Source organism: Streptomyces sp. NPDC001634 (assembly GCF_040298185.1).
Lineage (GTDB): Bacteria > Actinomycetota > Actinomycetes > Streptomycetales > Streptomycetaceae > Streptomyces.
On sequence record NZ_JBEOZU010000025.1, the window covers coordinates 91818 to 117636 of the forward strand.

25 protein-coding genes and 2 pseudogenes are annotated in these 25819 nt (G+C 70.3%); 15 read left to right on the forward strand and 12 right to left on the reverse strand.

Features of this window, described 5'->3' with window-relative positions; all coding sequences use genetic code 11:
• Positions 1-56: 56 nt before the first annotated feature.
• Complete coding sequence (locus ABT186_RS19000) at positions 57-512, forward strand: SRPBCC family protein (protein WP_351229534.1); 456 nt, start codon at positions 57-59, stop codon at positions 510-512.
• 114 nt (positions 513-626) lie between these two features.
• Here ABT186_RS19000 and ABT186_RS19005 read toward each other — a convergent pair whose 3' ends face one another.
• Entirely contained in the window at positions 627-1820 is a 1194-nt protein-coding gene (locus tag ABT186_RS19005) for a macrolide family glycosyltransferase (protein WP_351925960.1), read from the reverse strand.
• Positions 1821-2020: 200 nt separating this feature from the next.
• Here ABT186_RS19005 and ABT186_RS19010 point away from each other — a divergent pair, with 200 nt between their 5' ends.
• Complete coding sequence (locus ABT186_RS19010) at positions 2021-2587, forward strand: CYTH domain-containing protein (RefSeq protein WP_351925961.1); 567 nt, start codon at positions 2021-2023, stop codon at positions 2585-2587.
• Positions 2588-2625: 38 nt separating this feature from the next.
• On the opposite strand, the gene ABT186_RS19015 is transcribed toward ABT186_RS19010, so the two are convergent.
• The gene (locus ABT186_RS19015) at positions 2626-3483 is read right to left on the reverse strand and encodes an aldo/keto reductase (RefSeq protein ID WP_351229528.1); all 858 of its coding nucleotides are present in this window, start codon (positions 3481-3483) and stop codon (positions 2626-2628) included.
• Between the two features lie 439 nt (positions 3484-3922).
• Between ABT186_RS19015 and tgmA the strand changes: the two genes are divergently transcribed.
• Positions 3923-4114: a putative ATP-grasp-modified RiPP gene (gene tgmA, locus ABT186_RS19020; RefSeq protein ID WP_351229526.1), complete on the forward strand. Its 192-nt coding sequence runs from the start codon at positions 3923-3925 to the stop codon at positions 4112-4114.
• 16 nt (positions 4115-4130) lie between these two features.
• A complete protein-coding gene (gene tgmB / locus ABT186_RS19025) occupies positions 4131-5108 on the forward strand; it encodes an ATP-grasp ribosomal peptide maturase (protein WP_351229524.1) in 978 nt (325 codons plus the stop codon).
• A gap of 153 nt (positions 5109-5261) precedes the next feature.
• Here tgmB and pip read toward each other — a convergent pair whose 3' ends face one another.
• Positions 5262-6224: a prolyl aminopeptidase gene (gene pip / locus ABT186_RS19030; RefSeq protein ID WP_351925963.1), complete on the reverse strand. Its 963-nt coding sequence runs from the start codon at positions 6222-6224 to the stop codon at positions 5262-5264.
• Positions 6225-6454: 230 nt separating this feature from the next.
• On the opposite strand from pip, the gene ABT186_RS19035 reads away from it, so the two are divergent.
• Complete coding sequence (locus tag ABT186_RS19035; protein ID WP_351925965.1) at positions 6455-6904, forward strand: FAD-dependent oxidoreductase; 450 nt, start codon at positions 6455-6457, stop codon at positions 6902-6904.
• A complete protein-coding gene (locus ABT186_RS19040) occupies positions 6805-7074 on the forward strand; it encodes an FAD-dependent oxidoreductase (RefSeq protein ID WP_351925983.1) in 270 nt (89 codons plus the stop codon). The genes ABT186_RS19035 and ABT186_RS19040 overlap by 100 nt, the downstream gene beginning before the upstream one ends.
• Positions 7075-7870: 796 nt before the next feature.
• On the opposite strand, the gene ABT186_RS19045 is transcribed toward ABT186_RS19040, so the two are convergent.
• Entirely contained in the window at positions 7871-8632 is a 762-nt protein-coding gene (locus ABT186_RS19045) for an ATP-binding cassette domain-containing protein (protein ID WP_351229520.1), read from the reverse strand.
• 174 nt (positions 8633-8806) lie between these two features.
• Here ABT186_RS19045 and ABT186_RS19050 point away from each other — a divergent pair, with 174 nt between their 5' ends.
• Both ABT186_RS19050 and ABT186_RS19055 read left to right on the forward strand, forming a co-directional pair.
• Positions 8807-9847: a substrate-binding domain-containing protein gene (locus tag ABT186_RS19050; protein WP_351925967.1), complete on the forward strand. Its 1041-nt coding sequence runs from the start codon at positions 8807-8809 to the stop codon at positions 9845-9847.
• Positions 9848-9886: 39 nt separating this feature from the next.
• Positions 9887-10897 (forward strand): ABC transporter permease, encoded by a 1011-nt coding sequence (locus ABT186_RS19055; protein WP_351229517.1) that lies wholly within the window; start codon positions 9887-9889, stop codon positions 10895-10897.
• A gap of 18 nt (positions 10898-10915) precedes the next feature.
• Here the strand turns inward: ABT186_RS19055 and ABT186_RS19060 are convergent.
• A pseudogene (locus ABT186_RS19060) lies at positions 10916-12032 on the reverse strand (YihY/virulence factor BrkB family protein).
• An 86-nt stretch (positions 12033-12118) separates the two neighbouring features.
• Positions 12119-12958 (reverse strand): helix-turn-helix transcriptional regulator, encoded by an 840-nt coding sequence (locus ABT186_RS19065; protein ID WP_351925969.1) that lies wholly within the window; start codon positions 12956-12958, stop codon positions 12119-12121.
• Between the two features lie 70 nt (positions 12959-13028).
• Here ABT186_RS19065 and ABT186_RS19070 point away from each other — a divergent pair, with 70 nt between their 5' ends.
• Positions 13029-13745, forward strand: coding sequence for an SDR family oxidoreductase (locus ABT186_RS19070; RefSeq protein ID WP_351925971.1), 717 nt, complete (start codon positions 13029-13031; stop codon positions 13743-13745).
• A gap of 134 nt (positions 13746-13879) precedes the next feature.
• On the opposite strand, the gene ABT186_RS19075 is transcribed toward ABT186_RS19070, so the two are convergent.
• Positions 13880-15412 (reverse strand): methionine--tRNA ligase, encoded by a 1533-nt coding sequence (locus ABT186_RS19075; RefSeq protein WP_351233288.1) that lies wholly within the window; start codon positions 15410-15412, stop codon positions 13880-13882.
• Positions 15413-15747: 335 nt separating this feature from the next.
• Here ABT186_RS19075 and ABT186_RS19080 point away from each other — a divergent pair, with 335 nt between their 5' ends.
• The gene (locus ABT186_RS19080) at positions 15748-16566 is read left to right on the forward strand and encodes an SAM-dependent methyltransferase (RefSeq protein ID WP_351233286.1); all 819 of its coding nucleotides are present in this window, start codon (positions 15748-15750) and stop codon (positions 16564-16566) included.
• Between the two features lie 6 nt (positions 16567-16572).
• Here the strand turns inward: ABT186_RS19080 and ABT186_RS19085 are convergent, their stop codons facing one another.
• Positions 16573-17493: a helix-turn-helix domain-containing protein gene (locus ABT186_RS19085; RefSeq protein WP_351233284.1), complete on the reverse strand. Its 921-nt coding sequence runs from the start codon at positions 17491-17493 to the stop codon at positions 16573-16575.
• A 98-nt stretch (positions 17494-17591) separates the two neighbouring features.
• Positions 17592-17822 carry a DUF397 domain-containing protein gene (locus ABT186_RS19090; protein ID WP_351233282.1) on the reverse strand — a complete coding sequence of 77 codons (231 nt, stop codon included), beginning with the start codon at positions 17820-17822 and terminating at the stop codon, positions 17592-17594.
• Positions 17823-18179: 357 nt separating this feature from the next.
• Here ABT186_RS19090 and ABT186_RS19095 point away from each other — a divergent pair, with 357 nt between their 5' ends.
• Both ABT186_RS19095 and ABT186_RS19100 read left to right on the forward strand, forming a co-directional pair.
• Positions 18180-18593, forward strand: a complete 414-nt coding sequence (locus tag ABT186_RS19095) for an ATP-binding protein (RefSeq protein ID WP_351233280.1) — start codon at positions 18180-18182, stop codon at positions 18591-18593.
• 78 nt (positions 18594-18671) lie between these two features.
• Entirely contained in the window at positions 18672-19193 is a 522-nt protein-coding gene (locus ABT186_RS19100) for a hypothetical protein (RefSeq protein WP_351233278.1), read from the forward strand.
• 217 nt (positions 19194-19410) lie between these two features.
• Here the strand turns inward: ABT186_RS19100 and ABT186_RS19105 are convergent, their stop codons facing one another.
• The 3 genes and pseudogenes from ABT186_RS19105 to ABT186_RS19115 form a co-directional block, all read right to left on the reverse strand.
• Positions 19411-20040 (reverse strand): hypothetical protein, encoded by a 630-nt coding sequence (locus tag ABT186_RS19105; protein ID WP_351233277.1) that lies wholly within the window; start codon positions 20038-20040, stop codon positions 19411-19413.
• A 1324-nt stretch (positions 20041-21364) separates the two neighbouring features.
• Positions 21365-22045, reverse strand: coding sequence for an RICIN domain-containing protein (locus ABT186_RS19110; protein ID WP_351925973.1), 681 nt, complete (start codon positions 22043-22045; stop codon positions 21365-21367).
• A pseudogene (locus tag ABT186_RS19115) lies at positions 21961-22146 on the reverse strand (sugar ABC transporter substrate-binding protein); the annotation flags it as partial. The gene ABT186_RS19110 and the pseudogene ABT186_RS19115, both read right to left, overlap by 85 nt.
• Positions 22147-22456: 310 nt before the next feature.
• Here ABT186_RS19115 and ABT186_RS19120 point away from each other — a divergent pair.
• The 3 genes from ABT186_RS19120 to ABT186_RS19130 all read left to right on the forward strand — a co-directional run.
• Entirely contained in the window at positions 22457-22639 is a 183-nt protein-coding gene (locus ABT186_RS19120; protein ID WP_351233274.1) for a hypothetical protein, read from the forward strand.
• 176 nt (positions 22640-22815) lie between these two features.
• A complete protein-coding gene (locus tag ABT186_RS19125) occupies positions 22816-24420 on the forward strand; it encodes a hypothetical protein (RefSeq protein ID WP_351925975.1) in 1605 nt (534 codons plus the stop codon).
• A gap of 122 nt (positions 24421-24542) precedes the next feature.
• The coding region (locus ABT186_RS19130; protein WP_351925977.1) for an AAA family ATPase at positions 24543-25819 on the forward strand (1277 nt) is incomplete at its 3' end.

A 25819-nucleotide genomic window follows, 5' to 3' on the forward strand; every position in this document is an offset into this window, starting at 1 on the left:
TCGGCGCTCCGTGCGTTCTTGAGGTGCGTCGCCACTCGTGAGGCATGATCGGGACCATGAAGCACCCGCATCTGCCGACCACTGAGGCAGCCGTCACGGCGATACGCGAGATCGCGCAGGAGTACAACCTGGCGCTGACCGTCACCGACGACATCGGCGCGGACCAGACGTCCCGGCGCACGTCCGCCGGGGCATTCACAGTTCTCGACCCGGACGGCTCACTGCCGCACGAGGCTTTCATCGAGTTGGGCGGCTCTCCCTCCGTCACCGTCCGGCTCTTCCCGGAGGACGACGCGAAGATCACCGTCGAGGACGTGGAGTTCGACGACGTTCCCCGCGACTCGGTCCCGGCGTTCCTGCGGTCCGTCCACGGCGGTCTGGCCCACGTCAGGGAGAGGTCCTTCCCTCCCGGCCAGTGGCTGATCGTCCCGTTGCCCGGCGACGAGACGTACAAGGAGCTGATCTGGCGTCACACGCTTACCCCTTGGCTTGTCCGCCATATCCGCCGCTAGGACCTGTCGTCAAACCCGCCCAGGTAGGCGCGCCGACAGAGGCGACGATGGCAGGGACGCACCTCGCGCGCCCCCGACCTCCGCCGTCAGCAGTCCCGCCCCGAGGGCCGTTGATCACAACCGGGCCTCCAGGGCCTCCGCGGCCCGTACGGCGCCGCCAGCTCGTTCCATCACCTCGGCCATGCGCTGCACCCGTTCGCGCAGCCCCTCGTCCGCGGCCGTCCCGCGCACGGCGCCCAGCAGGGTGTCCTCCGTGATCTCCGCGGGATCCAGCAGCGTGCCGAGCCCCAGCTCCACCGCCCGGCGGGAGAGCACCCGGGTCTCCGGCATCTGCGGGATGAGCACCGGCGGTGTGCCCGTGTACAACGACTCCATCAGGCTTCCCAGCCCCGCGGCGGTGACGAAGACATCGGCCTGCCTCAGCGCCGCCAGCTGCGGAATCCACGCAAGGGCCTGGACGTTCGGCGGAAGCGGGCCCAGCTCCTGGGGATCCAGGCCGTTCCCCACGGTGATCAGCGCGTGCCAGGGTCGGCCGTCGAAGGCACGAACGCAGGTACGGAAGAAATCGGGCTGGTTGTTGTAGAGCGTGCCCATCGAGATCACGACGACCGGCAGCCCGTCCCCCGGCGCCTCCCAGGTGGCTCTGGTGTACTCCGCGGACAGGCATGGGCCGACGAACGTCGTCTCCTCCCCGAAGGTCTCCCCGACCGGCTGGAACTCACGGGGCGCGTAGACCAGACTCCGGTCGGCTCCCCAGTCGACCAGGTACTCCGGGGCGGCGGTGAGGCCCAGCTCGGCCGCGAACTGTTTGGCCCGGTCGAGGAGTTCGGCCGTGGCCGGGTGGTCGTCCGGAACACCGCACATCTCCCAGACCGCGCGCATCTGCGAGTAGTGGGCATTGGACGCCATCGAGGGGGTGGACTGCACCGCGGGGCGCTCCCAGAGCTGTTCCAGGGCCCGGCCCGCCGGGGCGACGATCATGTCGTACAGCACCAGGTCGGGCACGTCGTCGACGAAGAGTTGCCGGGCCAGCGTCACCAACTTCGCGCTCTCCTCCAGGAACAGCACGGCCGACCAGGCCAGCATGTCCGGGGTGAGCGTCTGGTACTGCCCGGGGCCCAGGATCTCCGTCAGCACGGTCTCGTACGGCAGCGCGGTGGCGCCCGTTGCCCGCACCGCGGGCGCAAAGCTCTCCGGCGTCAGGAAGCTGACACGGTGTCCTCGCCGGACAAGCTCTTCGGTGACCGCCAGCGCGGGGCGCATGTGTCCCTGTGCCGGGATGCTGAGGACGGCGATATGGCCGGGCATATGGACCTCCTGGAGGCAACCGTCCGGGCTCGCTCCGAGCACGGCACACGGGGGATTCCCCCGGGCTGACGTGCCGTGCCCCGGGCCGGGTGCGCGCACAACCCCCGTGTACGCCGTCACGGTACGAGGGGCCGGATGCCGAGGTCGAGGTACCTCTTGCCAATCACCGGGCAGACTGTGGATTTCCCTAGGCTTGTCCCATGGTGGAGAAGGCCGGTGGATACGAAGGCTCGTCCGTTCGCCCAGGGAAATATGCACGCATCGAGCGGGAGAGACGGTTCCTGCTGGCCCACCCGCCGGCACCATCATCGGTCACTGCCACTCGTGCGATCACCGACCGGTATCTGGTGGGAACGCGTCTACGGCTGCGACGCGCGCAACTCCCGGACGACACCTGCGAGCTGAAGCTCACTCAGAAGGTGCCGGTCCCTCTCCCAGGCGCCGTACAGGGTTTGATCACGAATATCTGTCTGTCACCGTCCGAGTACGATCTGCTCGCCTCGCTGCCGGCAGCGGAGCTCTCCAAGAGGCGTTTCAGCGTGCCACCCTTGGGCGTTGATGTCTTCGACGGCCCTCTGCAGGGCCTCGTCCTGGCGGAGGCCGAGTTCACCACCGACGAGGAAGCGCAGTCCTTTGTTCCGCCTCCCGAGTGTGTGGCAGAAGTGACCGACGATGCCCGCTTCACCGGAGGGCACCTGGTCGGGGCCTCCCGACGGGACCTGCTCGAGTGGCCGGCCGAATACGGCCTCCACCCGGAGGTCCCCTGAGTCGACATGCGCAACGGGAAAGCGCGAGCCCGGAAGTGTCAGACCGCGTCCAGCTCGGCGAACTCCTCGGCCCTGAGCTCGAGCTCCGCGGCCGCCACCGAGTCGCGGATGGTCTCCGGCCGGCTGGCGCCGGGGATCGGCACGACCACCGGCGACTTGGCGAGCATCCAGGCCAGGCACACCTGCTGCGGGCTGACTCCGTGGGCCTCGGCGACCCGAGCGAACGGCGCGTACGCCGAGCCCAGTTCGCGTGCCCGGGAGATACCGCCCAGAGGGCTCCACGGCAGGAAGGCGATGCCGAGCTCGTCGCACAGCCGAAGCTCCGGCTCGCTGGAGCGGAAGGCCGGCGAGAACTGGTTCTGTACGGAGACCAGGCGGCCGCCGAGGATCTCTCCGGCCTGCCGGATCTGGTCCGGGTCGGCATTGGAGATGCCCGCCATACGGATCTTCCCCTCGTCGAGGAGCTCCCGCACCGCTCCGACGGACTCCGCGTAGGGGACCTTGGGGTCGGGACGGTGGAACTGGTAGAGCCCGATGGCCTCCACGCCCAGACGGCGCAGGGAGGCTTCGCACGCTTCCCTGATGTGCCGGGGGGAGCCGTCCAGCGTCCAACTGCCGTCGCCGGGGCGCAGGTGCCCGCCCTTCGTGGCCACGAGAACCTCCGTGCCCCGCTCGTGGGAGGCGAGGGCCTTGGCGATCAGGGTTTCGTTGTGACCGACTTCGTCGGCATCGCGGTGATAGGCGTCCGCGGTGTCGATCAATGTGACGCCGGCGTCGAGCGCCGCGTGGATGGTGGCGAGGGAACGTGTCTCATCCGGCCGGCCCTCGATCGACATGGGCATACCGCCCAGGCCGATCGCACTGACCTCGACGTCACCGATGCGGCGAGTGTGCATGTGCTCGTGACCTCTTTCGGCTGTCGCGGAGAACCTGTACCGGCCGGCCACCGCGGGAAAGGCCCACGGCGGCATCGGCCCGCACACCAGCCTGGCTGGCCCGGGACCGAAGGTCCAATAGAGGAAAACGAACGCATTCAGCAGCACGTCATCTGAATCACGTCATCTGAATTCGGTGGCCTTGCGCGGAGGCCGGTCGTGACCGGATCCACAGCGCCGGGTGGCACGTCCCATGCAGCTGAGGGCACGTGCACGGAGGGCGGATCGAGGATGCCGAGGAGGAAGAGCCGGAGACCGCCCCTTATGGTTACACACCGTGAGGCAACCATTCACCCGTTCGATTCGTATAACTCCGTGAGAGCACAGCGTCCCGGCAGCGACGGTGATGCCGGAGCGTCACCATCCGGTTGCCCGAGGAAGCACTGAACAAGGAGAGACGATGCGACTGTTCGCGCTCGACTACGCTCGCCCTGCCGAGGAGTTGGAGGTCAGCGTTCCGTACAGGTATGACTCCGGACTGCAGTTGAACGTGCTCCCGGACGGGCGGATCGCCGCCCACGATTACGCCGTGTTGCAAGAATGGGGGGCCACGACCTCCACCGCGGGCTCGAAGACCCACTTCGACGACTGAACACGGAACGTCGACGATGACCGTGCTGATCCTCACCAGTCAACAGGATGTGACGGCAGACATGGTGGTGTCCGAGTTGAACACCGCCGGGGTCCCGGTGCTCCGGCTGGACCCCGCGGACCTCCCCGGCGATGTCGCCCTCTCGGGTGAGTACGTGCATGGGGCCTTCCGCGGGCATCTGTCCGCCGCAGGCCGCCTGGTGAGCACGAGCGGACTGCGGTCCATCTGGGTGCGCAGGCCCGGAGTTCCGGCCACACGGGTCGACGAGCAGTCCGACTGGCTGACCGAGGAGTCCTCGCAGGCCCTCTACGGGATGCTGCACGGCACCGAAGCGCGCTGGATGAACCGCCCCGACGCGGCCCGGCGGGCCCGCCGCAAGCCCTGGCAGCTGCGTCTCGCCCAGAGCAGTGGACTCCCCGTACCGGCCACCTTGATCACCACGTTTCCGCAGGCCGCCCGCGACTTCGCCGAGCGATTCCCCGACCTGGTGGTGAAGCCCGTCTCCGGCACGCACCCCCAGGAGCCGCCCAGGGCGGTGCCCACCAGCCGTATCGCTCCGGACGCCGACTTCACTGCCGTCGCATTCGGTCCGACCCTGCTGCAGCGGCGAATAGCCAAGCGCGCCGACATCCGGCTGACCGCCGTCGGTGACCGGCTCCTGGCCGCGCGTAAACCGGCCTCCCCCGACCCCGACGACGTCGATGTCCGCTTTGCCCCTTCCACCGACCCGTGGCAGCCCGTCGACGTCCCGCCGCGCATTGCCGCTTCCGTGCACTCGTATCTGCGCGAGGCCGAACTGGCCTACGGAGCCTTCGACTTCGCCGAGGACGGCGACGGGATCTGGTGGTTCCTCGAGTGCAACCAGTCGGGCCAGTTCGGATTCGTGGAGATGGACACGGGCCAGCCGATCGCCCGCACCATCGCGGAGTGGCTGGCACGTCAGGAGCCGGAACCGGAGCCACACTCCACCGGTCCGATGCGTGTGACTCGCTGATCCACAGTCGATTCGGCACACCGGTCGAACCCGGTCGGCCCGGTTCGCCTGGTGCGAGGCCCGCATCGGCTGAGGAGGGCGGGAGCGAAGCGGCGGGCGGCGGTCCGCGCACGACGCGTGTTCATGGCCGACACGGACGGCAGGACCCGTGGCCTAGCGGCGCGCGTAGCTGTCCGTCGCCGCCACCAGTGCGTCCACCACGCCCGACGCCCCCATCGTGTGGCCGACGTCGTCCACCACGATCAACTCGCTGCCGGGCCAGGCATGATGGAGCCGCCACACCGTGCCGAGCAGATTGCCGAAGTCGAGGCTGCCCTGGACGAGTGTGCCGGGGATGCCCTTGAGGAGGGGGGCGTCCCGCAGCACGACGCCCTCGTCGTTGCCGTCGCCGAGGAAGTGGTCGTTGCCGAAGTAGTGGGTGACGGTGCGGGCGAAGGCCATGCGGAAGGCGGGGTCCTCAAAGCGCTCGACGGATCGCGGCGGCGCCGGAACAATCGCCGTCTCCCAGTCGGTCCAGGCCCGCGCCGCACGGGCCCGCACCTGCGGATCGGGCGACTCGATCAGCCGGTTGTAGGCGGCCGCGAGGTTTCCGTCGCGCTCGTCCTCGGACAGCACGGCCAGGAACTGCTCGAAGGCCTCGGGGAAGATCTGGCCAAGCCCCCTGGTCAGCAGGGCCACTTCGGGGTTCGATCCGGTGCCGACGGCAGTGACGACCAGCTCGGACACGGCCTCGGGATGTGTCTGCGCGTATCGCAGCCCAAGCACGGACCCCCACGACACGCCCCAGACCAGCCACCGCTCGATCCCCGAGTGCCGCCGCAGCAGTTCCAGATCGGCGATGACGTGGGCCGTCGTATTGACGCTCATGTCGGTGTCGTACGCGCTCGCGCGCGGGGTGGACCGTCCGCAGCCGCGCTGGTCGAGCAGCACGATGCGGTAGGCCGCCGGGTCGCAGTACCGACGGAACGAGGGGCCGCATCCGGAACCGGGTCCGCCGTGCAGCATGACCGCGGGCTTGCCGTGCGGGTTTCCGCACACCTCCCAGTAGATGCGGTTGCCGTCACCGACGTCGAGCATGCCGTGGTCGTACGGTTCCGTCTCCGGATACAGGCCCATCGCAGCACCCTAGCGTCGTACGGCACCGCGGGCTCCTCATTATGGGGATCACGACCGGGCGCGAGGAGACCGCCCGTCCCGCCGGGCAGTCTGTGTGCCGCAATGGGCGGTGGTACCGGCTGACGGATCGACCGGACGGGTATGCCTGATCCACCGGCGGGTGACCACAGGGCGCGGCGGGATGCCATGGCGGCCGGCTGCGCCTCCAGAACGGCGGCGGCGCCCAGGTGGTGGGTGACGGACTGGCGGTGCGGGCCGGGCGGGTGATCGTGGCGACCCCGCCCGCGCCGGCGGGACGGATCGTGTTCGACCCGCCCCTGCCCGCCGTCCACAGCCACCTGCTGCAACGGCTGGTGCCCGGGGCCGTCCTCAGAGTGCACACGATCCACCCCGAGCCGTTCTGGCGCAGCCGGAACCTGTCGGGGCAGACACTGGCGCCCGAGTCGCCGGTGAGCGTCACCATCGACCAGACCCCGCGCTCCGGACGGCCGGGCGTGCTCAGCCGTTACGCGTTCGGCCCCGGCGCCCTGCGGCTGGGGCGTCTGGACCCCGCTCAAAGGCGGGAACGCGGGAACTTTGGCTGTCGGCACTCGCCGAACGCCTCGGTCCCCAGGCACTGGCACCCACCGTCTGCCTGGAGACGGACTGGTCGGCCGAACCCTGGTCACTGGGCGGAATGATGGCCCACTTCACGCCCGGTGTCCTCACGAGCTACGGCAGCGCGCTGCGGCGGCCGGTGGGCCGGGTCCACTGGGCGAGCACGGAGTCGGCCACGGTGATGCACGGGCTGATGGCGGCAGCGGTGCGCTCCGGCGAACGGGCGGCGCGCGAGGTCCTGGGCGCGACCTGATGCGCACGCCCGTCGGTCATTCGCTCCTGCATGAGGGCGCGCTGCGGCGCGGTCAGGGCGTCGGTCTGCGGGAGCGTGGCACGGAAGGCGGCAGCCGCGACGGGTCCGGGTACCCGGTGGCGTGTGCGTCGGTGGTGATGGCCGGGTAACCGCGTCGCAGGCCGCGGTGGGCGGTTCCGGATCGCGGCGGTCCTCGGGCGTGGCGATGAGCGTGATTGCCGTACCGCATCGGGCGGAGTTGACCAGGCCGCGGCGCGGTCCTCGGGCATCCGCAGGCGGCCCGCCTCGGCGATGCGCCGGATGTGCGAGGCGAGCACCTAGCAGGCGGGGAGGGGCGCGGCGGGACGGTACCGGCCGTACAGGAGTGTGACAGCGTCGGGTTTGCCAGGGCGACGACCGCGTCCATCAGGCCCTCCTTGCGTCCGCGTCCGACCACGCCGCCGCGGAGGCGGCGCTCCGGGAGTCCGGTCTCCTTCACCGCCTTGCGCAACGGCGAGGGGGTGACACCCGCACTCACCGGCCCCGATGCGATCGATATGGTCTGCATCGCTGCGATCGCCACGCAGCTCACGGGCCGCTCCGTCCGCGGGGTCGTCGTCTCCGACGCCGACTACCGTGCGGCCCTGCTCCCCGGGCCCTGCCGGGGCCGACGGCCGACCTGCTCAACGGCCTGTCCGCCGCCGCGCCGCGGGGCCGGTTCGCTCCGGTGGATCGAGGGATCGGGCGATCAGGAGTGGACCACGACGCCGCCCGCCCTCCGCCGTCGGCGCCCGGGCCCGCGGGACGCCGCCCCGGGTCAGGGGTTGCTCGAGACGCCGATGATTGAGGAGATGATCCGGTCCTGTGGTGTGGTCGGCACATGGAAGAGGCCGTTGTTGCGGCCGAGCCGCAGCACTGCCGCCCGGTCCGCGACGGCCTTGACGTCTCCCATGTTGTGGCTGATGAGGATCACCCCGATCCCCCGTTCGCGGAGCTCGTCGACCAGGTCGAGGACATGGCCCGCCTGCTGGAGGCCGAGTGCCGCGGTGGGCTCGTCCAGGAGGACGGCCTTCGGTTCGCCCAGGAGCGCCCGGGAGATCGCGACCGTCTGCCGCTGGCCCGCCGACAGTGAGGCGACGGGAGCACGCACGTCGGGGACCCGGATGCCCATCGCGTCGAGTTGTCGGCGCGCCTCCCTGCGCATGCTGCCTTTGTCCATCACCCGGAAGAAGCGGCCCAGAGCACTGGGGCGCCTCTGCTCGCGTCCGAGGAAGAGGTTCTCGGCGACATCGAGGCCGTCGCACAGCGCGAGGTTCTGGTAGACCGTTGCGATACCGAGGTGCTGGGCGGCCCGGGGCGTCCTGATCTGCACGACCCGGCCCTCCCATTCGATGACGCCCTTGTCGGCGGGGTCGACTCCCGCAATGACCCGGATGAGAGTGGATTTGCCCGCACCGTTGTCCCCCAGCAGGGCGACGACCTCACCTCTGTGCACCTCCAGCTCGACGTCCTGGAGGGCCTGGACGGCGCCGAACCGCTTGCAGATGCCGCGCAGCGCCAGCAGCGGCGGACCGGTCACGCGAACCTCGCCTTCTCCGTACGACGGCGGTGAGGCCGCAAGGCCTCGGCGGAAACCCGACCCGGGGTCAACAGTAGGTCAAAGCCCCCATACGTTACCTTTCGGAATAATCTCGGCACATGATGTAGGGACAAGGCTCGTGTGACGTTGGACCGGCCGGAGGAGGGCGTGACCATGACACACGACCGTACGGGCCGCACACACGCCCAGCGGTGGCGTTGCCGACGGGGAGCGGCTCTCCTCATGGCGGGAGGCTTCCTGCTCGTCGCGGCCGGCTGCGGCGGGGGGCAGAGCCACAGCGGTGGCGCCGGGACGGGGAAGTTCACGATCGGCCTGGTGACCAAGACCAATACGAATCCGTACTTCGTGACCATGCGCAAGGCCGCCGAGGCTGCGGCGAAGAAGAACCACGCCGAGCTCATCGCCCTGGCCGGCCGGTTCGACGGGGACAACGAGGGCCAGGTCGCCGCGATGGAGGGCCTCATCTCCCGCGGTGTGAAGGGCATCCTCATCACCCCGTCGAACGGCACGGGGCTCCTGAGCGCCATCGCGGAGGCCCGCCGACAGGGAATTCTGGTGATCGCGCTGGACTCCACGACCCAGCCGCCGAGCGCGACCGACGCCACCTACGCGACGGACAACGTCAAGGCGGGACGCCTCCAGGGTGCCTACCTCAAGGCCGCTCTCGCCGGCCGGCCGCCCAAGGCCTTCATACTCGACGGCACCAGCGACTCCACCGTCAGCCAGCAGCGCCACGAGGGATTCCTCAGGGGTTTCGGGATCACGAACCACTCTCCGGCGATCCGTGGGCAGGCGAACACCAATGGTGAACGCAATCCGGGGCAGACCGCGACGGAGAACCTGCTGGAACGCACGAGCGACATCAACACGGTCTACACGATCAACGAGCCGGTGGCCGGTGGCGCCTCCGCGGCCATCGCGGCCCGCGGCCTCGCCCAGAAGGTGACCATCGGCTCCATCGACGGCGGATGCGACGGCGTCCGCGACGTCAGGTCCGGCAAGTACGCGGCCACGGTCATGCAGTTCCCGGTCACCATGGCCACGCGGGGCGTCGACTCGGTCGTCGAGTACGCCAGGAGCGGGAAGAGGCCGCACGGAATCTGGGACACGGGCACGGTGCTCATCACCGACAAGCCGGTGGACGGACTGGCGTCCCAGAACACGGACTGGGGACTGAAGCATTGCTGGGGATGACGTACCGACGCCGAGCGGTCGAAGGGATCAGGACGGCCGATGAGAACACCTGTCACCAGCCGCGCCGCCGCCAGTGAACGGCGCGCCCGGCTCCGGGAGACGCTCCGGTACGCCCTGCGCACGCCGATCGTCGGCCCTCTCGCCGCTCTGCTCATCGCCGTGGTGGCCTTCTCGATCACCACGGAGACGTTCCTGACGGCCGAGAACCTCTCGCTGGTGCTGCAGCAGTCCATCGTGATCGGCACGCTGGCACTGGGTCAGTCCCTGATCATCCTCACCGCCGGTATCGATCTCTCGAACGGCGCCATCACGGTCCTCGGCACGATCGTGATGGCCAAACTCGCCTTCCAGGGCGGCAACCCCGTGGTGGCCCTGCTGCTGGGTCTGGTCGTGGCGACCCTCCTGGGACTGGTGAACGGCCTGCTCGTCGCCCGGCTGGCCCTGCCCCCCTTCATCGTGACCCTGGGTGCCCTGACCGTCGTCTTCGCGGTGAGCAGGCTCTACTCCCAGTCGCGCAGCTATCCGGTGACCAACCATCTGCTCCTGGTGTGGGGATACGGCGCCCAGCTCGGTGCGGTTCTCCTCACCTGGGGGACGTTCCTGCTCGTGGGCCTGTACGCGTTCTTCTGGTACGTGCTCGCCGACACGGCCTGGGGCCGGCACATCTACGCCGTCGGCAACGCACCGGAGTCCGCCCGGCTGACCGGGATCAACGTGCGGCGCACGGTCCTCTCGGTCTACGTCACCGCCGGGTTCCTCTACGGCATCGCCGCCTGGCAGGCCCTCGGCCGCATCGCCAACGCCGACCCCAACGCGTACCAGACGGCGAACCTGGAAAGCATCACCGCCGTCGTCATCGGCGGAACCAGCCTCTTCGGCGGGCGGGGAAGCGTCGTAGGCACTCTCATCGGCACCCTCATCGTCAACGTGCTGCGCTCCGGCCTCACCCAGGCGGGTATCGACAGCCTCTACCAGGACGTGGCGACCGGGACCCTCGTCATCGTCGCGGTCGGCCTCGACCAGGTCCTGCGCAGGAGCGCCCGGCGGTGACACCGGGGCACGAGGCTCTCACCCCTCCTCATCGGTACCCGAACGGTGTCGGTCGTCCTCGTCCCAGGCACGGGTGTCGCGTGGTTCGGTGTACGGCTCCTGATCGGGCGGACGGCCGCCTGCGATCGCCCGTTGCCGCGCCGTCTCCGCGTCGAACTCCAGGCCGAGCAGGATCGCGAGATTGCCGATCCACAGCCAGACCAGGAAGACGATGACGCCCGCCAAGGTGCCGTACGCCTTGTTGTAGGCGGAGAAGTCGGCGACGAAGAACGCGAACCCGCCGGAAGCGATCATCCAGATCACCAACGCCAGGAAGCTGCCCGGCGTGACCCACCGGACGGCGCGACCCACCGGACGCCGCCGGTCCTGGTGTTCGGTTTGGCCCGGTAAAGGGTCGCGATCATGATCGTCACCAGCACGGCGAGGACGGGCCACTTGGCGATCGACCACGCCGTGAGCGCCGAGTGCCCGATACCCAGCGCGGTCCCGGCCTGGCGGGCCAAGCCGCCGGAGAACACCACGGTCAGCGCGCTGATCACGGCCGGCATCAGCAGCACCGCGGTCACGGCGACGCGGATGGGGAGCACCTTCCGGATCGGCCGGCCCTCGGGCACGTCGTAGACGACGTTGGCGGTGCGGATGAATGCACCGATGTAGGCGGACGCCGACCACACCGCCATGGCCAGGCCCGCGATCGCCACGACGGATCCGCTGCCGACGTTGCCCTGCAGTTGCTCCACGGCCCGCGTGACGATGTCCCGGGCCGGGCCGGGTGCGAAGTGCTTGAGATTGTTCAGCACCTTGTCGGTCGCCGACCTGCCCGCCACGCCCAGCAGGGACACCAGCACCAGCAGGGCCGGGGAGAGCGACAGCACCCCGTAGTAGGTCAGAGCTGCGGCCCGGTCCGTCAGTTCGTCATTCCGGAACTCGCGCAGCGTGCCCTTCAGCACCACCCCCACCGCTGTCCGGACAGTTCGGTGGGTGCGTCCGGAGCCTTGCGTTCCACCTCCGGGTCCGGCCCGGGCCGCGCGACCGTGGTGTCCGTACGGGGCTCCTGCCGTCGGTCCGCGGCATCCGGCCGACGACCGTGTCGCGCCTCGTGATCCCCGCGTCCCCGTTTCAGCAGCCGAGTCATACGTCCACGGGTATCCCCGCCGCGCCGGATCACTCCGCGTGGTCGGCCGGAAGGATGCGTACCGGATCAGCTGCGTACAGCCGTGGTCACACGGCCGGGAACAGCACCGGTCCGCCGCCCGTCCTTGCAGCAAGGTGGCGCAATGTGCGGGCCGACGGTGATCCGGGGTCCGCCGTCATCAGGACGACTTCCTGGTCGTCCTCGGGCACGAGCAGGACGTCGCAGTTCAGCCGCACCTTCCCCGCCACCGGATGGTCGAGGACCTTGGTGCGGTGCCCGGGAGCGTGGACCGGGCGCGTTTCCCAGATCTGCCGGAACTCCTCGCTGCCAGCGCGCAACTGGGCCAGCAGACCAGTGAGTTGCGCATCGTGGGGGTAGCGGTCGGCGGCCCGGCGGAGCCGCGCCACCACAATGTGCCCGAATTCCTCGGCGCTGGAGGTCTCGTACATGTGTCCCTGGCCGAGGAAACGACGGCGGGCCAGGTTGGTGGTTCCGCGTCCGAGATCATCGCCCAGCAGTGCCTGCGCCAGCGGGTTCCAAGCGACGACGCCGTAGGCCGCGTCGGTGACGATGGCACCGGTCTCGGGGAGCCTTTGCAGCATGCCGGCCACGTGCGGACGCACCCGCCGCACGGCGTTGCTGCCTGGTGGCGCGCTCGATCCGGCCAGGCGGAACAGGTGGCTGCGCTCGGCGGGCGTGAGGTGCAGGGCCTGCGCCAGCCCGTCCAGTATCCGGGGCGACGGGCGGGGGCCGCGGGCCTGCTCCAGCCGTGTGTAGTAGTCGACCGACATATGGGCCAGCTCGGCCACTTCCTCGCGCCGCAAGCCCGGCGTACGCCGGGGAGCGCCGGTCGGCAGGCCGATGTCCTGCGGACGCAGCCTCTCACGGCGGTGCCGCAGGAAGCGGGCCAGTTCCTGCCTCGCCATGATCCCTCCTCCCGTGCCTGGTACAGGTTGTCCCTGGCAGGGCGTTCACCGCCAGGGAACCGTTGGCGGCATGAACGATCGCACAGCACTCGTCACCGGTGCCAACAAAGGCATCGGCAAACACATTGCCCGCCAACTCGCCGAGGAGGGCTTCACCGTGTACGTCGGCTCCCGTGACCCCGGGCGCGGGCAGCGGGCCGTCGAGGAGATCGGCGGCGACGCCCGCCTGCTGGTCCTCGACGTGACGGACACCGAGAGCATCGCCGAGGCCGCGGCGCGAGTGGACCGCCTGGACGTCCTCGTGAACAACGCGGGCATCTCGGTCTCACCCGCCCCGGCGGCCGAGGCCGATGTCGAGGAGTTCCGACGGACGTACGAGACCAACGTGTTCGCGGTCATCGCGGTCACCAATGCCTTCCTGCCCGCCCTGCGCCGCTCTCCCCATCCCCGCATCGTCAACATCTCCAGCGGTACCGGATCGCTGACCTGGAGCACGAACCCCAACCCCCAGTTCACCCACGGCAGTGGTGGCGCCGCCGCCTACCGATCGTCGAAGACCGCGCTCAACGCCCTCACCGCCTTCTATGCCCAGGCACTGGCCGAGGGGGGCTTCAAGGTCAACGCGCTCGCCCCCGGTCTGCGGGCCACCGACCTCAACGAGCGCGCGGCCTCCGCCGGCGGGGACCCGGCGGAGGCCGCCCAGGGGGCCGTGCGACTGTCACTGTTGCCGGACGACGGCCCCACCGGCGCGTTCTTCTCCTGGGACGGAACACCCGTGCCCTGGTGAGCGCACGGGATCCCGTGGTCGGCCGGGCCGCCGCGGCCTTCGTGGCACGGACGACAGCACCGGGACGAGGGTGTGCCATCCGGCGCCGCGCGGTGTGTCGGGCGGAGACCGGCCGGGACCGGTGAACGCAGGTGTCACCCGGGCTGCCTGGGCTCCTGGAGGCGGGGGAAGAGCGCGGATGCGGACGGCAGCTGCCCTCCGTCGACGGGCGTCACCTGGTGTGCGATCCGCGTGGCGGCGTCGGGGATGAAGGGCCGCAGTTCGTCGGCCAGGACACGGCACGCCCCGACCAGTGCGGCAAGGACGGCGTCCAGACGGCCGCCTGCTGCGCTGTCACCCTGCCGCTCCGCGCGGGCCGGCTCCCAGGGCCGGGCGGCGTCGATACAGCGGTTGGCCTCCTCCACGATGTCCCAGACAGCACGGATGGCGTGGCGGAAGTCGAAGTCGGCCAGGGCGGCGTCGATCCGGCCGGGAGCCTTCCGGCACACGTCGATCAGGGCCGCCTCGGCGGACCCGGTGGGGTGGACGGTGGGAACCCTCCCGGCGCGGTAGCGGTGGACCATTGTCACGATGCGGTGGACGAGGTTGCCCAGCCCTCCGGCGAAGTCCGCATCCGCGCGAGCGGTCAGTCGTTCGGGGGTGAAGTCGGCGTCCCCGACCCGGGGAACGTCGCGCAACAGCCACCAGCGCACTGCGTCGGTGCCATACGCCGCGGCCAGGGCGACCGGGTCCACGGTGGTCCCGCCGGACTTGCTGATCTTGCGGCCTCCGACGGTGAGGTAGTCGTGGACCAGGATGTCGGTGGGGAGCGGCAGCCCGGCCGACAGCAGCATGGCCGGCCAGTACACGGCGTGGAAGCGCACGACCCCCTTGCCGACCACGTGGATACGGCGTTCACCGGCCGCCCACCACTGTTCGTACGCGGCGTCGCCGGTACCGTAGCCGAGGCTGGTGACGTAGTTGCCCAGGGCGTCCCACCACACATGGACGACCTGGCTCGGGTCCTCGGGGACGGGGATGCCCCAGCCGCGCGCGCGGTGCTGGGAGCGGGAGACGGAGAAGTCGTGCAGGCCCCCGGCGATCAGGGCGAGGACCTCGTTGCGGCGGACGGCCGGCTCGATGCGCAGGGTGCCGCTGGAGATCAGCTCGTGGAGCTTGCCGGCGTAACGCGACAGCCGGAAGAACCAGTTCTCCTCGGCGACACGCTGTGCCTCGGTTCCGTGTTCGACGCAACGTCCGTCGACCAGTTCGTCCAGGGTGTAGAACTGCTCACAGCCGACGCAGTACAGGCCCTCGTACTCCTTGCGGTACAGGTCGCCCGCCGCGCCGCACCGGCGCCACAGCCGTTCCACCCCGACACGGTGGCGGGGGTCGCTGCTGGTGCGGATGAAGTCGTCGAACGACAGCGCCAGGGGCCCGCGCAGGGCGGCGAACGCGTCGGCGTTGCGGTCGACCAGCGACTGTACGTCGACACCCTCGGCCTCGGCGGCCAGGACGTTCTTCAGGGAGTTGTCGTCGGTGCCGCTCAGCAGCCGGACGTGATCGCCCCGGTGTCGTCTGTGGCGGGCCAGTGTGTCCGCCTGAACGAGTTCCAGGGCGAAACCCAGGTGCGGTCGCGCGTTGACGTACGGGATGGTCGTGGTGATGTAGTGACGTGATGTGGTCATCGGTCCTCCTGCCGGGTGGCGGGGCCCGCTTGACGCAACACGTCGAGGCCCCGTCCCGGGGCCTTGGATTCGGTACGCGTCCGTGCTCAGCAGCCCCGTTGGCGGGGCATCATCCAGTGCTGGGCCGAAAGCGTGATCATGACGCCGAGCCTAGCAACGGACCCGGCACGGGGCATGCGCTTTTCCTGTCCCTTCACACCGGCCGTCCGGGGTCCGCGGGCGCCACCTTCGGGGGACGTTCGGGAGATGGGCTGTTCTCGCCAACTGCCCTGTCCCTACGATGTATTGTCTGTCCGGCCAGACCACTGGGCCGCGGCTTGGATCTGGGGGAATTGATGCAGCCTGGGAAGCAGCTGTCCACGTCGATCGATGCCACGGTTCCAACGGCCGCACGCATGTACGACTACTACCTGGGCGGCAAGGACAACTACGCGGCCGATCGCGCGGCCTGTGAAGAGCTGGACAAGGTCGTGCCCAGCACGCGCGCCCTGGCCCTGAACAACCGGCGCTTCCTGCAGCGGGTGGTCGGGACGCTGGCGGCCGAGTACGGCATCAGGCAGTTCCTCGACCACGGGTCGGGGCTGCCCACCCAGAACAATGTGCACCAGGTCGCGCAGCGGATCGATCCCTCCTCGCGGGTGGTGTACGTCGACAACGACCCGATGGTGATGGTGCACGGCCGGGCCCTGCTGGAGCAGAACGAGCTCACCGCCGTCATCCAGGCCGACATGAGGGACACGGAGGGGATCTTCTCCCACCCCGACACGCAGCGTCTGATCGACTTCACACAGCCGGTGGCCGTGCTGTTCAACTCGGTGTTCCACTGTATTCCGGACAGTGACACCGACGGGCCGCTCGCGGTGGTGCGGCGCGTGGCGGAGCCGCTCGTGCCGGGCAGCTGCATGGTGATGTGCCAGCTGGTCAGCGAGGACGCCCACGTCCGGGACTTCGTCACCGATTTCATGGACAAGGCGACGCAGGGGCACTGGGGCCGGGTGCGCCAGGAGAAGGATGTCGCGGAGTTGTTCGAGGGCCTGGACATCCTCGAGCCGGGGCTGGTGGAGGTTTCCACCTGGCGGCCCGACAACGAAGTGGCGCCCCGTCAGCTCACCCAGGAGTGGATCGAGTTCGGTGGAGTGGGCCGTATCCGGTAGGAGCGGTCACGGGGCCGGATAGAGCCGCTTGGCCGTGTCGCGCAGCAGCACCAAGGACTCGCGCGGGTTGAGGGCCTCGTCACCGAGCCGGTCCAGCGTCAGCCGGTACTCCTCCGTCTCCTCCCGGTCCTCGAGGAACGTGGCGCTCCTGATGTGCTCCAGGTAGACGACGTCGGGCAGATCCGCGCCGCCGAAGCGCAGATAGGTGACGGGTATGGCGGGGGCGGAAGCGTTCGTCACATCCAGGGGCACGATCTGCACGGTCACATGGGGGCGCTCGGCCATCGTCACGAGGTGCTGGAGCTGTTCGCGCATCACCTCGCGACTGCCCAGCACCCGCAGCAGGACCGACTCGTCCATGACCGCCCACAGCTGCGGGGCGTCCGCACGGTCGAGCAGCTCGCGTCGGCGCATGCGCAGCTCCACGCGGCGCTGCACCTCTCGGTCCGTCGCCGTCGGCAGACCGCGTTCCACCACGGCGCGGGTGTACGCCGGGGTCTGCAGCAGGCCCGGCACGTACTGGATCTCGAAGGTACGGATGGCCGCGGCGGCCTCCTGCAGTCCGACCAAACGGTCGAACCACTCGGGCATCAAGCGCTTGTCGTAGCGCTGCCACCATCCCGGCTCACCCGCGCGCCGCAGCAGCTCCAGCAGCACCGTGGCCTCGTGGCCGTCGGTCCTGTACAGCTCCAGCAACGCGCGGACGTCGCCTTCCGTGGGCGGCCGGCGGCCCTTGCCCGCCTCGATACGCGAAAGCTTCGCCGGGCTGAAGCCGACGGCGCGCGCCGCCTGGTCCTGAGAGAGGCCCGCGTCCTCGCGGATTCCGGCCAGCTGGACGCCGACCAGCATCTTCAGCAAGGTCGGAGCAGGCTCGGCCCGGTTCAGATACCGTTCGAGACGGGAGACACGAGGCGACTCGGCAGACATCCTGACTCCCCGTAGACCGGCAGACGACAGACCGCAGTATCGCATCCCACCGTCTGCCGTCGCACGCGTCGGCACAAGTGGAGGTCCCTGACTCCGCGTCACAGCAGGTGGTCGAACTCGCCTTCTTTCGCGCCGGCCAGGAAAGCGGCCACTTCGGCCGGCGTGTAGACCAGGGCCGGGCCGTCCGGGTCGCGGGAGTTGCGCAGGGCGATCCCTCCTCCGGCCAGAGCGGCCACCTCTACGCAATTGCCTTCGGCATTGCTGTACCGGCTCTTGATCCAGCGGGCACCCAATGAGCTCGCTCGCACTCCGTTCGGCACTGATGACACCGCATTCTCCTTACACGCGCTCCGCCACGCAGGCACAACGGCCACCCGCCGGGCCGGGCCGCACCACGTATCCTCGCTGCCTCATCCACCGGTCGCGCAATTTCCCGTGAAATTGCACGGAGACGTTGTCAGCGTGGATAATAACCGTGGCGTCAACCGCGGCGCCGGCGCCCCAACCTGACCTCGCATCAGGGAGATGCCGTGTCATCACCTGCGCCCCCGGCGCCCCGCATTCCCCCTCAGACTGCATCGTGGGCAGACCGGACCGCACCGGTCGGCCCTCCCGCGCGTGGAGCAGTGTCCGGCACCTCGGGCCGGGCACAGTTCTCGAGGCACAAGCCCACAGATGAATCGCCCATGACGGCCGCTGTCCGCCTCGTCGGCACCAGGCAGGGGTGCACCCAGGCGCGGGACTTCACCCGCCGCGTCCTGGACGACTGGGCGCTGGACCACTGCCGGGACGACGCCCTGGCAGTGGTGACGGAACTGACCACCAACGCCGTACTGCACGCCCTGCCGGCGGACCGGACCGAAGGGACGGAGCAGGCCGGAGTATGGCTGAGGCTCACCCTGCGATCCGCCCACCTGATGTGTTCCGTCACCGACCAGAGCAACAACCTGCCCGTGTTCCCGCGCACAAGCGATCCCCTGCAGGAACACGGCCGCGGTCTGCTCATCGTCGAGGCCCTGTCGCAGCACTGGGGCTGGACCTGGCGCTCCCCCATGGGCAAGACCGTCTGGGCCATGCTGCCGACGGGTCCTCACACCTGAGAGGGTCACTGGGCCGACACCACCGGCAGACCACTGCCGGTACGCGGCGGGGCACGACGTTTCCGTGATCCTGGGGAAGTGTCACATCACACCACCCTTCAGGAACCTGACGCCGGTCAACCGCCGGACACCACCCGGACGGACTACACGGGCGCGATCTACGGCTCACTGCTGGCAGCTTCCGTGATCGCCGGGGCCAGCGCACTCGGTCCGTACCCGCGCCTTGAGCTCGCGCTGCTCCTGCTGGCAACCGGAGTGGTGTTCTGGGCCGCGCACGCCTACTGCGGCTTCGTCGGCGACCGGCTGATGCACAAGCCCCTGACCTGGTCGGAGATTCGCCATGTCTGCGTCCGCGAGTGGCCGATCGTGCAGGCAGCCGTCCTGCCCGCCCTCGCCGTCATGATCAGTCCGCTCCTGAACCTGGGGCTCACGAGCACGGCGTGGCTGGCGCTCGGCGTCGCGGTGACCCAGCAGGTCACCTGGGCCGGTGTCGCGGCCCGCCGGGCCGGAGCCTCGCGCTGGGCGTTGGTCTCCGTCGGCGCGGTCAACCTTGTTCTCGGTCTGATGATCGTGGCCGCCAAGGTGGCGCTCCAACACTGAGCACCGCGCTGGTTCGAACCGCCCGATCCTGCTCGTTCCCAGCGGTCTTGGAGCCGACGCGGCCGCTGCCCTGCCCGCGCTCCTGACACGTGGGTGTCCGTCCAAGGCATAGGGTGGAACGTGGGCGCGCCGGTCAGGGGTTCCCCAAAGCAGAACCCCGGCCCGATTCCGGCGGGCCGGGGTTCTGGTTCGCTACATCACACGAGGGACTGCTGGATCACTTGCCACCCTCGCCGCGCTCGCCGCCGAAGCCGCCGCCGAAGCCGCCGAAGCCGCCACCGAAGAAGCCGTGGCCGACGACGCGGAAGCTGGCCACCACGCCGTGCTTGACCTTCACACCGCCACGGACGTGCCTGGGACGCACGCCGTTGCTGGAGCTGAAGGGGCCGACGGTGGCGATGGGAGCACCGTTGTCACAGGTGGCACCGTTGAACACCTCGACAAACCGCTTGCTGTCGTTGCGGATGTTGATGCTGTTGGAGCCGAGCCCGCTGACCACGGTGATGCAGCCGCCGGGGAACGCGGAGAAGTCCCGCTCGTTGACGTGGATCCGGCCCACGCCGTCCTCGAAGCCGAAGCCGCCGCCGAAGCCGCCGAAGCCGCCGCCGAAGCCGCCGCCGAAGCCGCCGAAGCCGCCACCGAAGCCGCCACCGTCACGGCCGCCATCACGGCCGAGGCCGCCAACGCCGCCGTCACGACCGAGACCGCCAACCTCATTGTTGTTGTTGTTCCGGTTGTTGTCGTTGTTGCCATTACCCTGCTGCGGCGCCGCCGCGACCTGCTGGGTGACCGGAGCCGCCTGGGCCGGCTCGGATGCCGCGTTAGCGTAGGTGATGCCGGTGGCCACCAGACCCGCACCGGCCGCGATCGCGGCGGTAACTGCGATGGAACGCGTTGCCATGTCACTTCTCCTGTCTCAGACACCTCGGCTGTGAGCCGATGCGTGATTGAACGTACAGACCATTGCAATCTGTGTCATGTCGGACATGCGGAAAATATGACGAACAATCCGATTGGCGTAACGCTCGCGCTGACACCCCGTCATTCCGGCGCAGCCCGTTCCGGGCGTTCTCACGGAGCCCCCCGGAACCTCGCAGGAAGATGGCAACCGCGACGGCCGGCGTGTGCGGACCTACGGGCGCGGCGCGTCCTCGTACCGCTGGTACCGCGGGAAAGCGAAGCGGAGTTCTCCCGACATGTCTGCCATGGTGTCCAGGCCCAAGTCCGCAGTACCGAAAGGTCCGTTGGGCGGTGTCCGGGAAGGGGCCGGGGCCGCGCTGTGCGGTGTGGCCGCCATCGCTACGGTATGCGGGCCGGGGCTACGGTGACTGCCGACTCCGACTCGTCGGAGTCGACGGCTCCCGCTTGCAGGCCTGTTGAGGGGCGGGCCGAGCCCGTGGCCTGTCAAGTGCACCCCGGATCAGTGGCCTTGAGCGCGCCAAGGTCCCGGCTCTCCAGCGCCCCGCCGGACCGTACCGAGCGCCTCGGGGCCCGTCGGCCGGCGGCCGGCCACTGTGACTCGCGGCGCTGACGGTGACCGGCCTCGCCTGCTGGTCTTCGGGTACTCCGCCGCACGGGTCACGTAACCGCCACGGACGCGACCGCTGCACCGCTACCGCGGCCCGAATGACCGGCACCTCGTCCCGGCCGAGCGGCCGGGGATCGTGACAGCCGTGGCCGCGGGAGCGGCGGTCGTCCCTGCCGAGGCGAGCGGCCACGACGCCGGCACGTTCGGCAGCGAGATGGGGGGACGTCGGCGCAGCTCAGCCGCAATGTGCTGCTGAGGGCGGTGGCACCCACCGAGCCGAGCGGACCCCGCCCGCGGGCCTCGCCGACGTCAGCACGGACGTACTCGGCAACCCGGTCATCACCTCCATGTGGCGGATGTACTCGCGAGCCGGGCTGTGCCTGCCAGGAGTGATGTCCCGCGGCGCCCGCGAGCCCGAACGCCTGACCGGCCCGTCGAGGACATGCTCCTGGTCGCCCGGCTCGACGAACACCAGGTACTCCCCACCGGCCACACCGTCATCGAAGTCGCAGACCAGGGGCCGGGCCTCGCCAAGCGGATCCCGCGCCCATCCACCCCTGGCGGATCGGCCGGGTTCCCGGATCTCTTCCTCGCGCCTGGGCAGCCGGTCATCCGGCGCGTGACCGGCTGCCGAGGCTGTTGTTCAGTTGATCCGGCGCACCGTCCACAGCTGGTCGGACGTGTCGGTCTCCGTCCAGGAGACCGCCTTGGCGAGGTCGGCGGACGATCCCTGGGCGACGGTGACGCATCGGCCGGTTCCCGCGTTCTGGACGAGGAACTGGTTGCCGTGCGGCACCAGCGTCCAGATCTGGTTGGCGTTGGCGCTGTCCACGGCGGCCTGCGTGATCTTCTCACCGGATGCCGGGTGGGTGTCGGTGAGGGCAAGACCGGAGTTGTTGTTGATGATCCGGAAGCCGCCGTTCGCGGAGACGAAGTGCCACAGGTGCCAGGGCTGGTCGGCGTACCACCACTGGTCGGCCTGCATACCGGACGCGGTGGAGCCGCCGGGGATCTCGAGGTACTTGCCGAGGTTGTTCTGGATGGTGTAGTCGCCGGTCGTGAGGGCCGGGAGTGCGGTCTGGGTCAGGGTCCAGTGCTGGTTGGCACCGTCGTTGTCCGCCCACTGCACGACGGCCGATCCGGACGCCGTGGCCCACCGGTAGTCGTCGAGGAGCTTGTCGCTCTTGCGGTTGACGATCTCGAAGCTGCCGTCCGACTGCTGGACGACGGCCCACTCCTGGATGCGATGGGGTTCTTGGTGTTCTTGATGACTGCGGTCGTCGAGCCGCCCCAGTTGCCCGAGCTCGGCTTGGACGTGTCCCACTGCGGCAGCGGGGCCGCCCGCCACTTGCCCGCGGTGGACTTGGCCGATCCGGAGAGGAAGGCCGGGCCCCAGGCCGCGGCGAGCCAGGTGACGTACTTGCCCAGCTACCCGCTGGTCCTGGCCGTCTGGTTCCGACTGGACGGTCAGGAACGAGCGGCACAGCGTACGGCTCGGCCGACGGGCGACGTCCTCACAGGTCGGGCACCCATTCCTTCGGCGGGGGCATGGCCTGAGGGGGTTGGGAACGCATAGGCGTCGGCCGGGCAGGCCGTCGTCCAGGCGCGCGACCATGTTGACGTAGCGGCGCGTGTTGCCGCGGTGGTGGCCGACGGCGTGGAGCCGGCCATGGCCCGGGTCCCAGCGCATACGAGCAATCCACAGCTTGGCCCGTGCAGCAAAGTGCCGCGTACCGTGCTGAATCTCCAGACCACCTTCGCCATGGGCGGTCTCGCGGGCGACGTCGGCCACCACGCACCAGCCGAGCAGCCCGTCGCTCGCGACCGTGAAGGCAGGCGCGTCGCCGGTCTGACCGGCGGTGATGACGAACGAGGGGGCGGGCAGCGGGCGTCGGGCTCGCCTGCCCACGGCCCGTAACGGGCGGCCACGGCGGTACGTGCCGCGCGGCTGCGGGTGTTGCGGCGCGTGTCACAGGAAGATCGATGAGCGATCCAAGTGGACTGACAGATCGTCATCGGGATGCTTATGATGCTGGAGATGAAGAACTTCTCCTCGTACGGATTGGGGGAATCGTTCGCGCAAGGTGAGTGCTGATGGCACATCACGTCGCGAACGACATTCCGGCCCGCCTGTTGATGTGGCAGCGTGTGCGTGAATACGCCGTGCCACCGTCCATGATCGAGACCGCGACCGCACGGCGTGCGGTCGGTGACTGGGCGGGGTCCTGCGCCGCCGCCCGGATCGACATCGATCTCGATCTGCGCGCCGTGCGCAACCGCCACGGCACCGATCTCGTCACCCACCTCCGTGCAGATCTGCGCCGGCTGGCGCCGGATCTGCTCCGCTGGCACATGCCCCGGATCGCCCCCGACGGGCGGCTCCGGCCCGGCCTCACCATCGCCCTGGCCCGTTACCGAAGTTCCGGCGCCACGCCGCTGCAGCTGGTGGTGCGGACACCGCCGGCCTGGGCGGACGCCGGACAGCGGATGTCCCTGGCCCTGTGGGAGGGGTCCGGGAACGGCGCGCCCGGGCACCATCCGGATCCGCACCCGCATCCCGACCGGCGTTTCCGGCTCGACCTGCACCGGCATCTCTGGGACTCCCGGCAAAGCGATGAACTGGCACGGCGGTGCGGCGCGGCCGGGGCATCCGCCATGGCGCCGCCCGGCCGGACCCACGCAGCCGATCGGCCAGTCCTCCCGGACCGGCCAGACGTGCCTGATCGGCCAGACCTGCCTGATCGGCCAGACCTGCCGCATCGGCCAGAACTGCCGGATCGGCTCGATCGGCTTGATCGGCGAGATCGGCTCGATCGGCTCGATCGGCCCAGCGTCCACGATTCCCCCTGGGCGGTGGCAAGTTGGGCCGCCGAGGCGGAGTTGTTGTTGCGGGCCGAGGGGCGCCCTCGAGGGGCCTTCACCGTGCGGCTCGGTGCGCGGAGGCGTGCCGTGCTCGAACTCGTCGCTCCCGACGACAGCCATGCCCCGACGTTCCGGTCGCTGAGGGAGGCGCTGCCGCCGCATGGGGTCGCGGCGCTTCCGGTGCTTCCGGAGGCGGCGGCCCGGGTCCTTCCGGATCTGGAGCTGCTGCGGGCCGGGCTGGTCGCGGCCGACCGGCTCCATCCGCTCGTCGCCGCAGCGCTGACGGTGTCCGGCTCCGCCCCGGTGGCCGGCCCCGTCCCCGAGCCCGGCGATCCGCACCGGGTGGAATGCCGCGGCGAGGTCCACCGGATCGCGCTGCGGAACGGGGTGCTGACGGCGATCGATCACGACCCGGCCCAACTGCGCCGGGAGGAGCTGCTGGTGGCGTTCGGCGGGCCGGCGCTGCCGTGCCTGCGGGCGATCGACGCCGTGCACCGCAACCCGGAGGCACTGCCTGCGGTCCGGGAGCGGCTCGGGCACGGTGACGTCGCCGGGGCGCTGGCCGTGGTCGAGGGGCTGCTCGGTCCCCGTGCGGTCCTGCGCGACGGGCCGCTCCGGGAGGAACTGGAGTCGGCCGCGGCCCGCCGAATCGACCACGGGCTCTTCCGCTCGGGGCTGGTCGCCGTGCACCCCGGTGCCGGTGCGGTCGGTGGCGGGAACGCCTCGGGCGTGGGGCGCGCGGAGGCGAGCCATCGTCCCCGGCTCGACCGTCATACGCCTTACGCAATGCGTCAAAAGCGCAGTAGCCGGGCCTGGCCCCGTACCGGCCTGTTCTGACCTGACCTGCTGACCGGCTGCCCCGCCGAAGTCCCTTTCCCGCACTGCGCATTCCGCGCCGCACGTCCCCACGACATCCGGGACGGGTCGTCCCGTTCCCTTATTCCACCCAGGTGATGCCCATGACCTCCAATACCCTCCTGCCCGCCCCTGTCCCGACCGCCGGTACGCCCGCGCCCTCCCCCGCCGACCCATGCGGAACCGGCACCCAACTCGCCCTCGCCGACGACCTCCTGACCCTCCTGCGGACGACCACCACCGAGCCGCGCCCCGACGAGCAGCTCGAAGCGCTCACCCTGGCCGTCGCGGCCGACCTGCCCGTGCTGCTCTGGGGCGAACCGGGCATCGGCAAGACCGCGGCCCTGACGCAGCTCGCCACCTCCCTCGACCTGCCGCTGACGACCGTGATCGCCAGCGTCCACGAGCCGTCCGACTTCTCCGGGCTGCCCATCGTGGGCGACGACCCGGCGGTGCAGGGGGTGCCGATGGCACCGCCGCAGTGGGCCGTGGAGCTCGTGCGGGCCGGACGGGGGCTGCTCTTCCTGGATGAACTCTCCACCGCCACCCCGGCAGTCCAGGCCGCGCTGCTCCGGGTCGTCCTGGAGCGGCGGGTCGGTGCGCTGCAACTGCCGCCGGGGGTGCGGATCGTGGCCGCCGCCAATCCGCGCGCGTCGGCGGCGGACGGGTGGGAGCTGAGCCCGCCCCTGGCCAACCGGTTCGTGCATCTGTACTGGGTGCACGACCGGGAGGTGGTGGTGCGCGGGCTGGGCGGAGTCTGGCCACGGGCGGAGCTGCCCCGGCTGGTGCCGGAGCGGCTGCCGGAGGCGGTGGCTTTCGCCCGGCGCGCGGTCTGCGGCTTCCTGGAAGCCCGGCCGACGCTGATCCACCGGCTCCCGAGCACCGAGACACGGCGCGGCGGTGCCTGGCCCTCGCCCCGGAGCTGGGAAGCTGCGTTGACCCTGCTGGCCTTCGGCACGGCGGCCTCCGTCTCCCAGGAGGTGTTGGCGCTGCTGGTGCGGGGCGCGGTGGGGGACGGGCCCGGGCTCGAACTCCTCGCCCATCTGGACCGGATGGACCTGCCGGACCCGGAATCGCTGCTGGCCGATCCGGCCTCCGCCGAGCTGCCGGTGCGGGGCGATCTGCGTCAGGCGGCGCTGGAGGCGGTGGTGGCCGCCGTCGGGGCGCGGCCGGAGCGGGAGCGGTGGGAGGCGGGCTGGGCGGTGCTGGTCCGGGCGCTGGAGACCGGCGTTCCCGACCTGCTGGTCGCCCCGGCGACGGCGCTTGCCGCGCTGCGGCGCGACGACTGGGAGGTACCGGAGGCGGTGGAGCGGCTGGCCGGGGTGGTCGGTCTCTCCCGGCGGGCGGACCGGTCGGTGGGGCGGGCCACGGCATCGGCCGG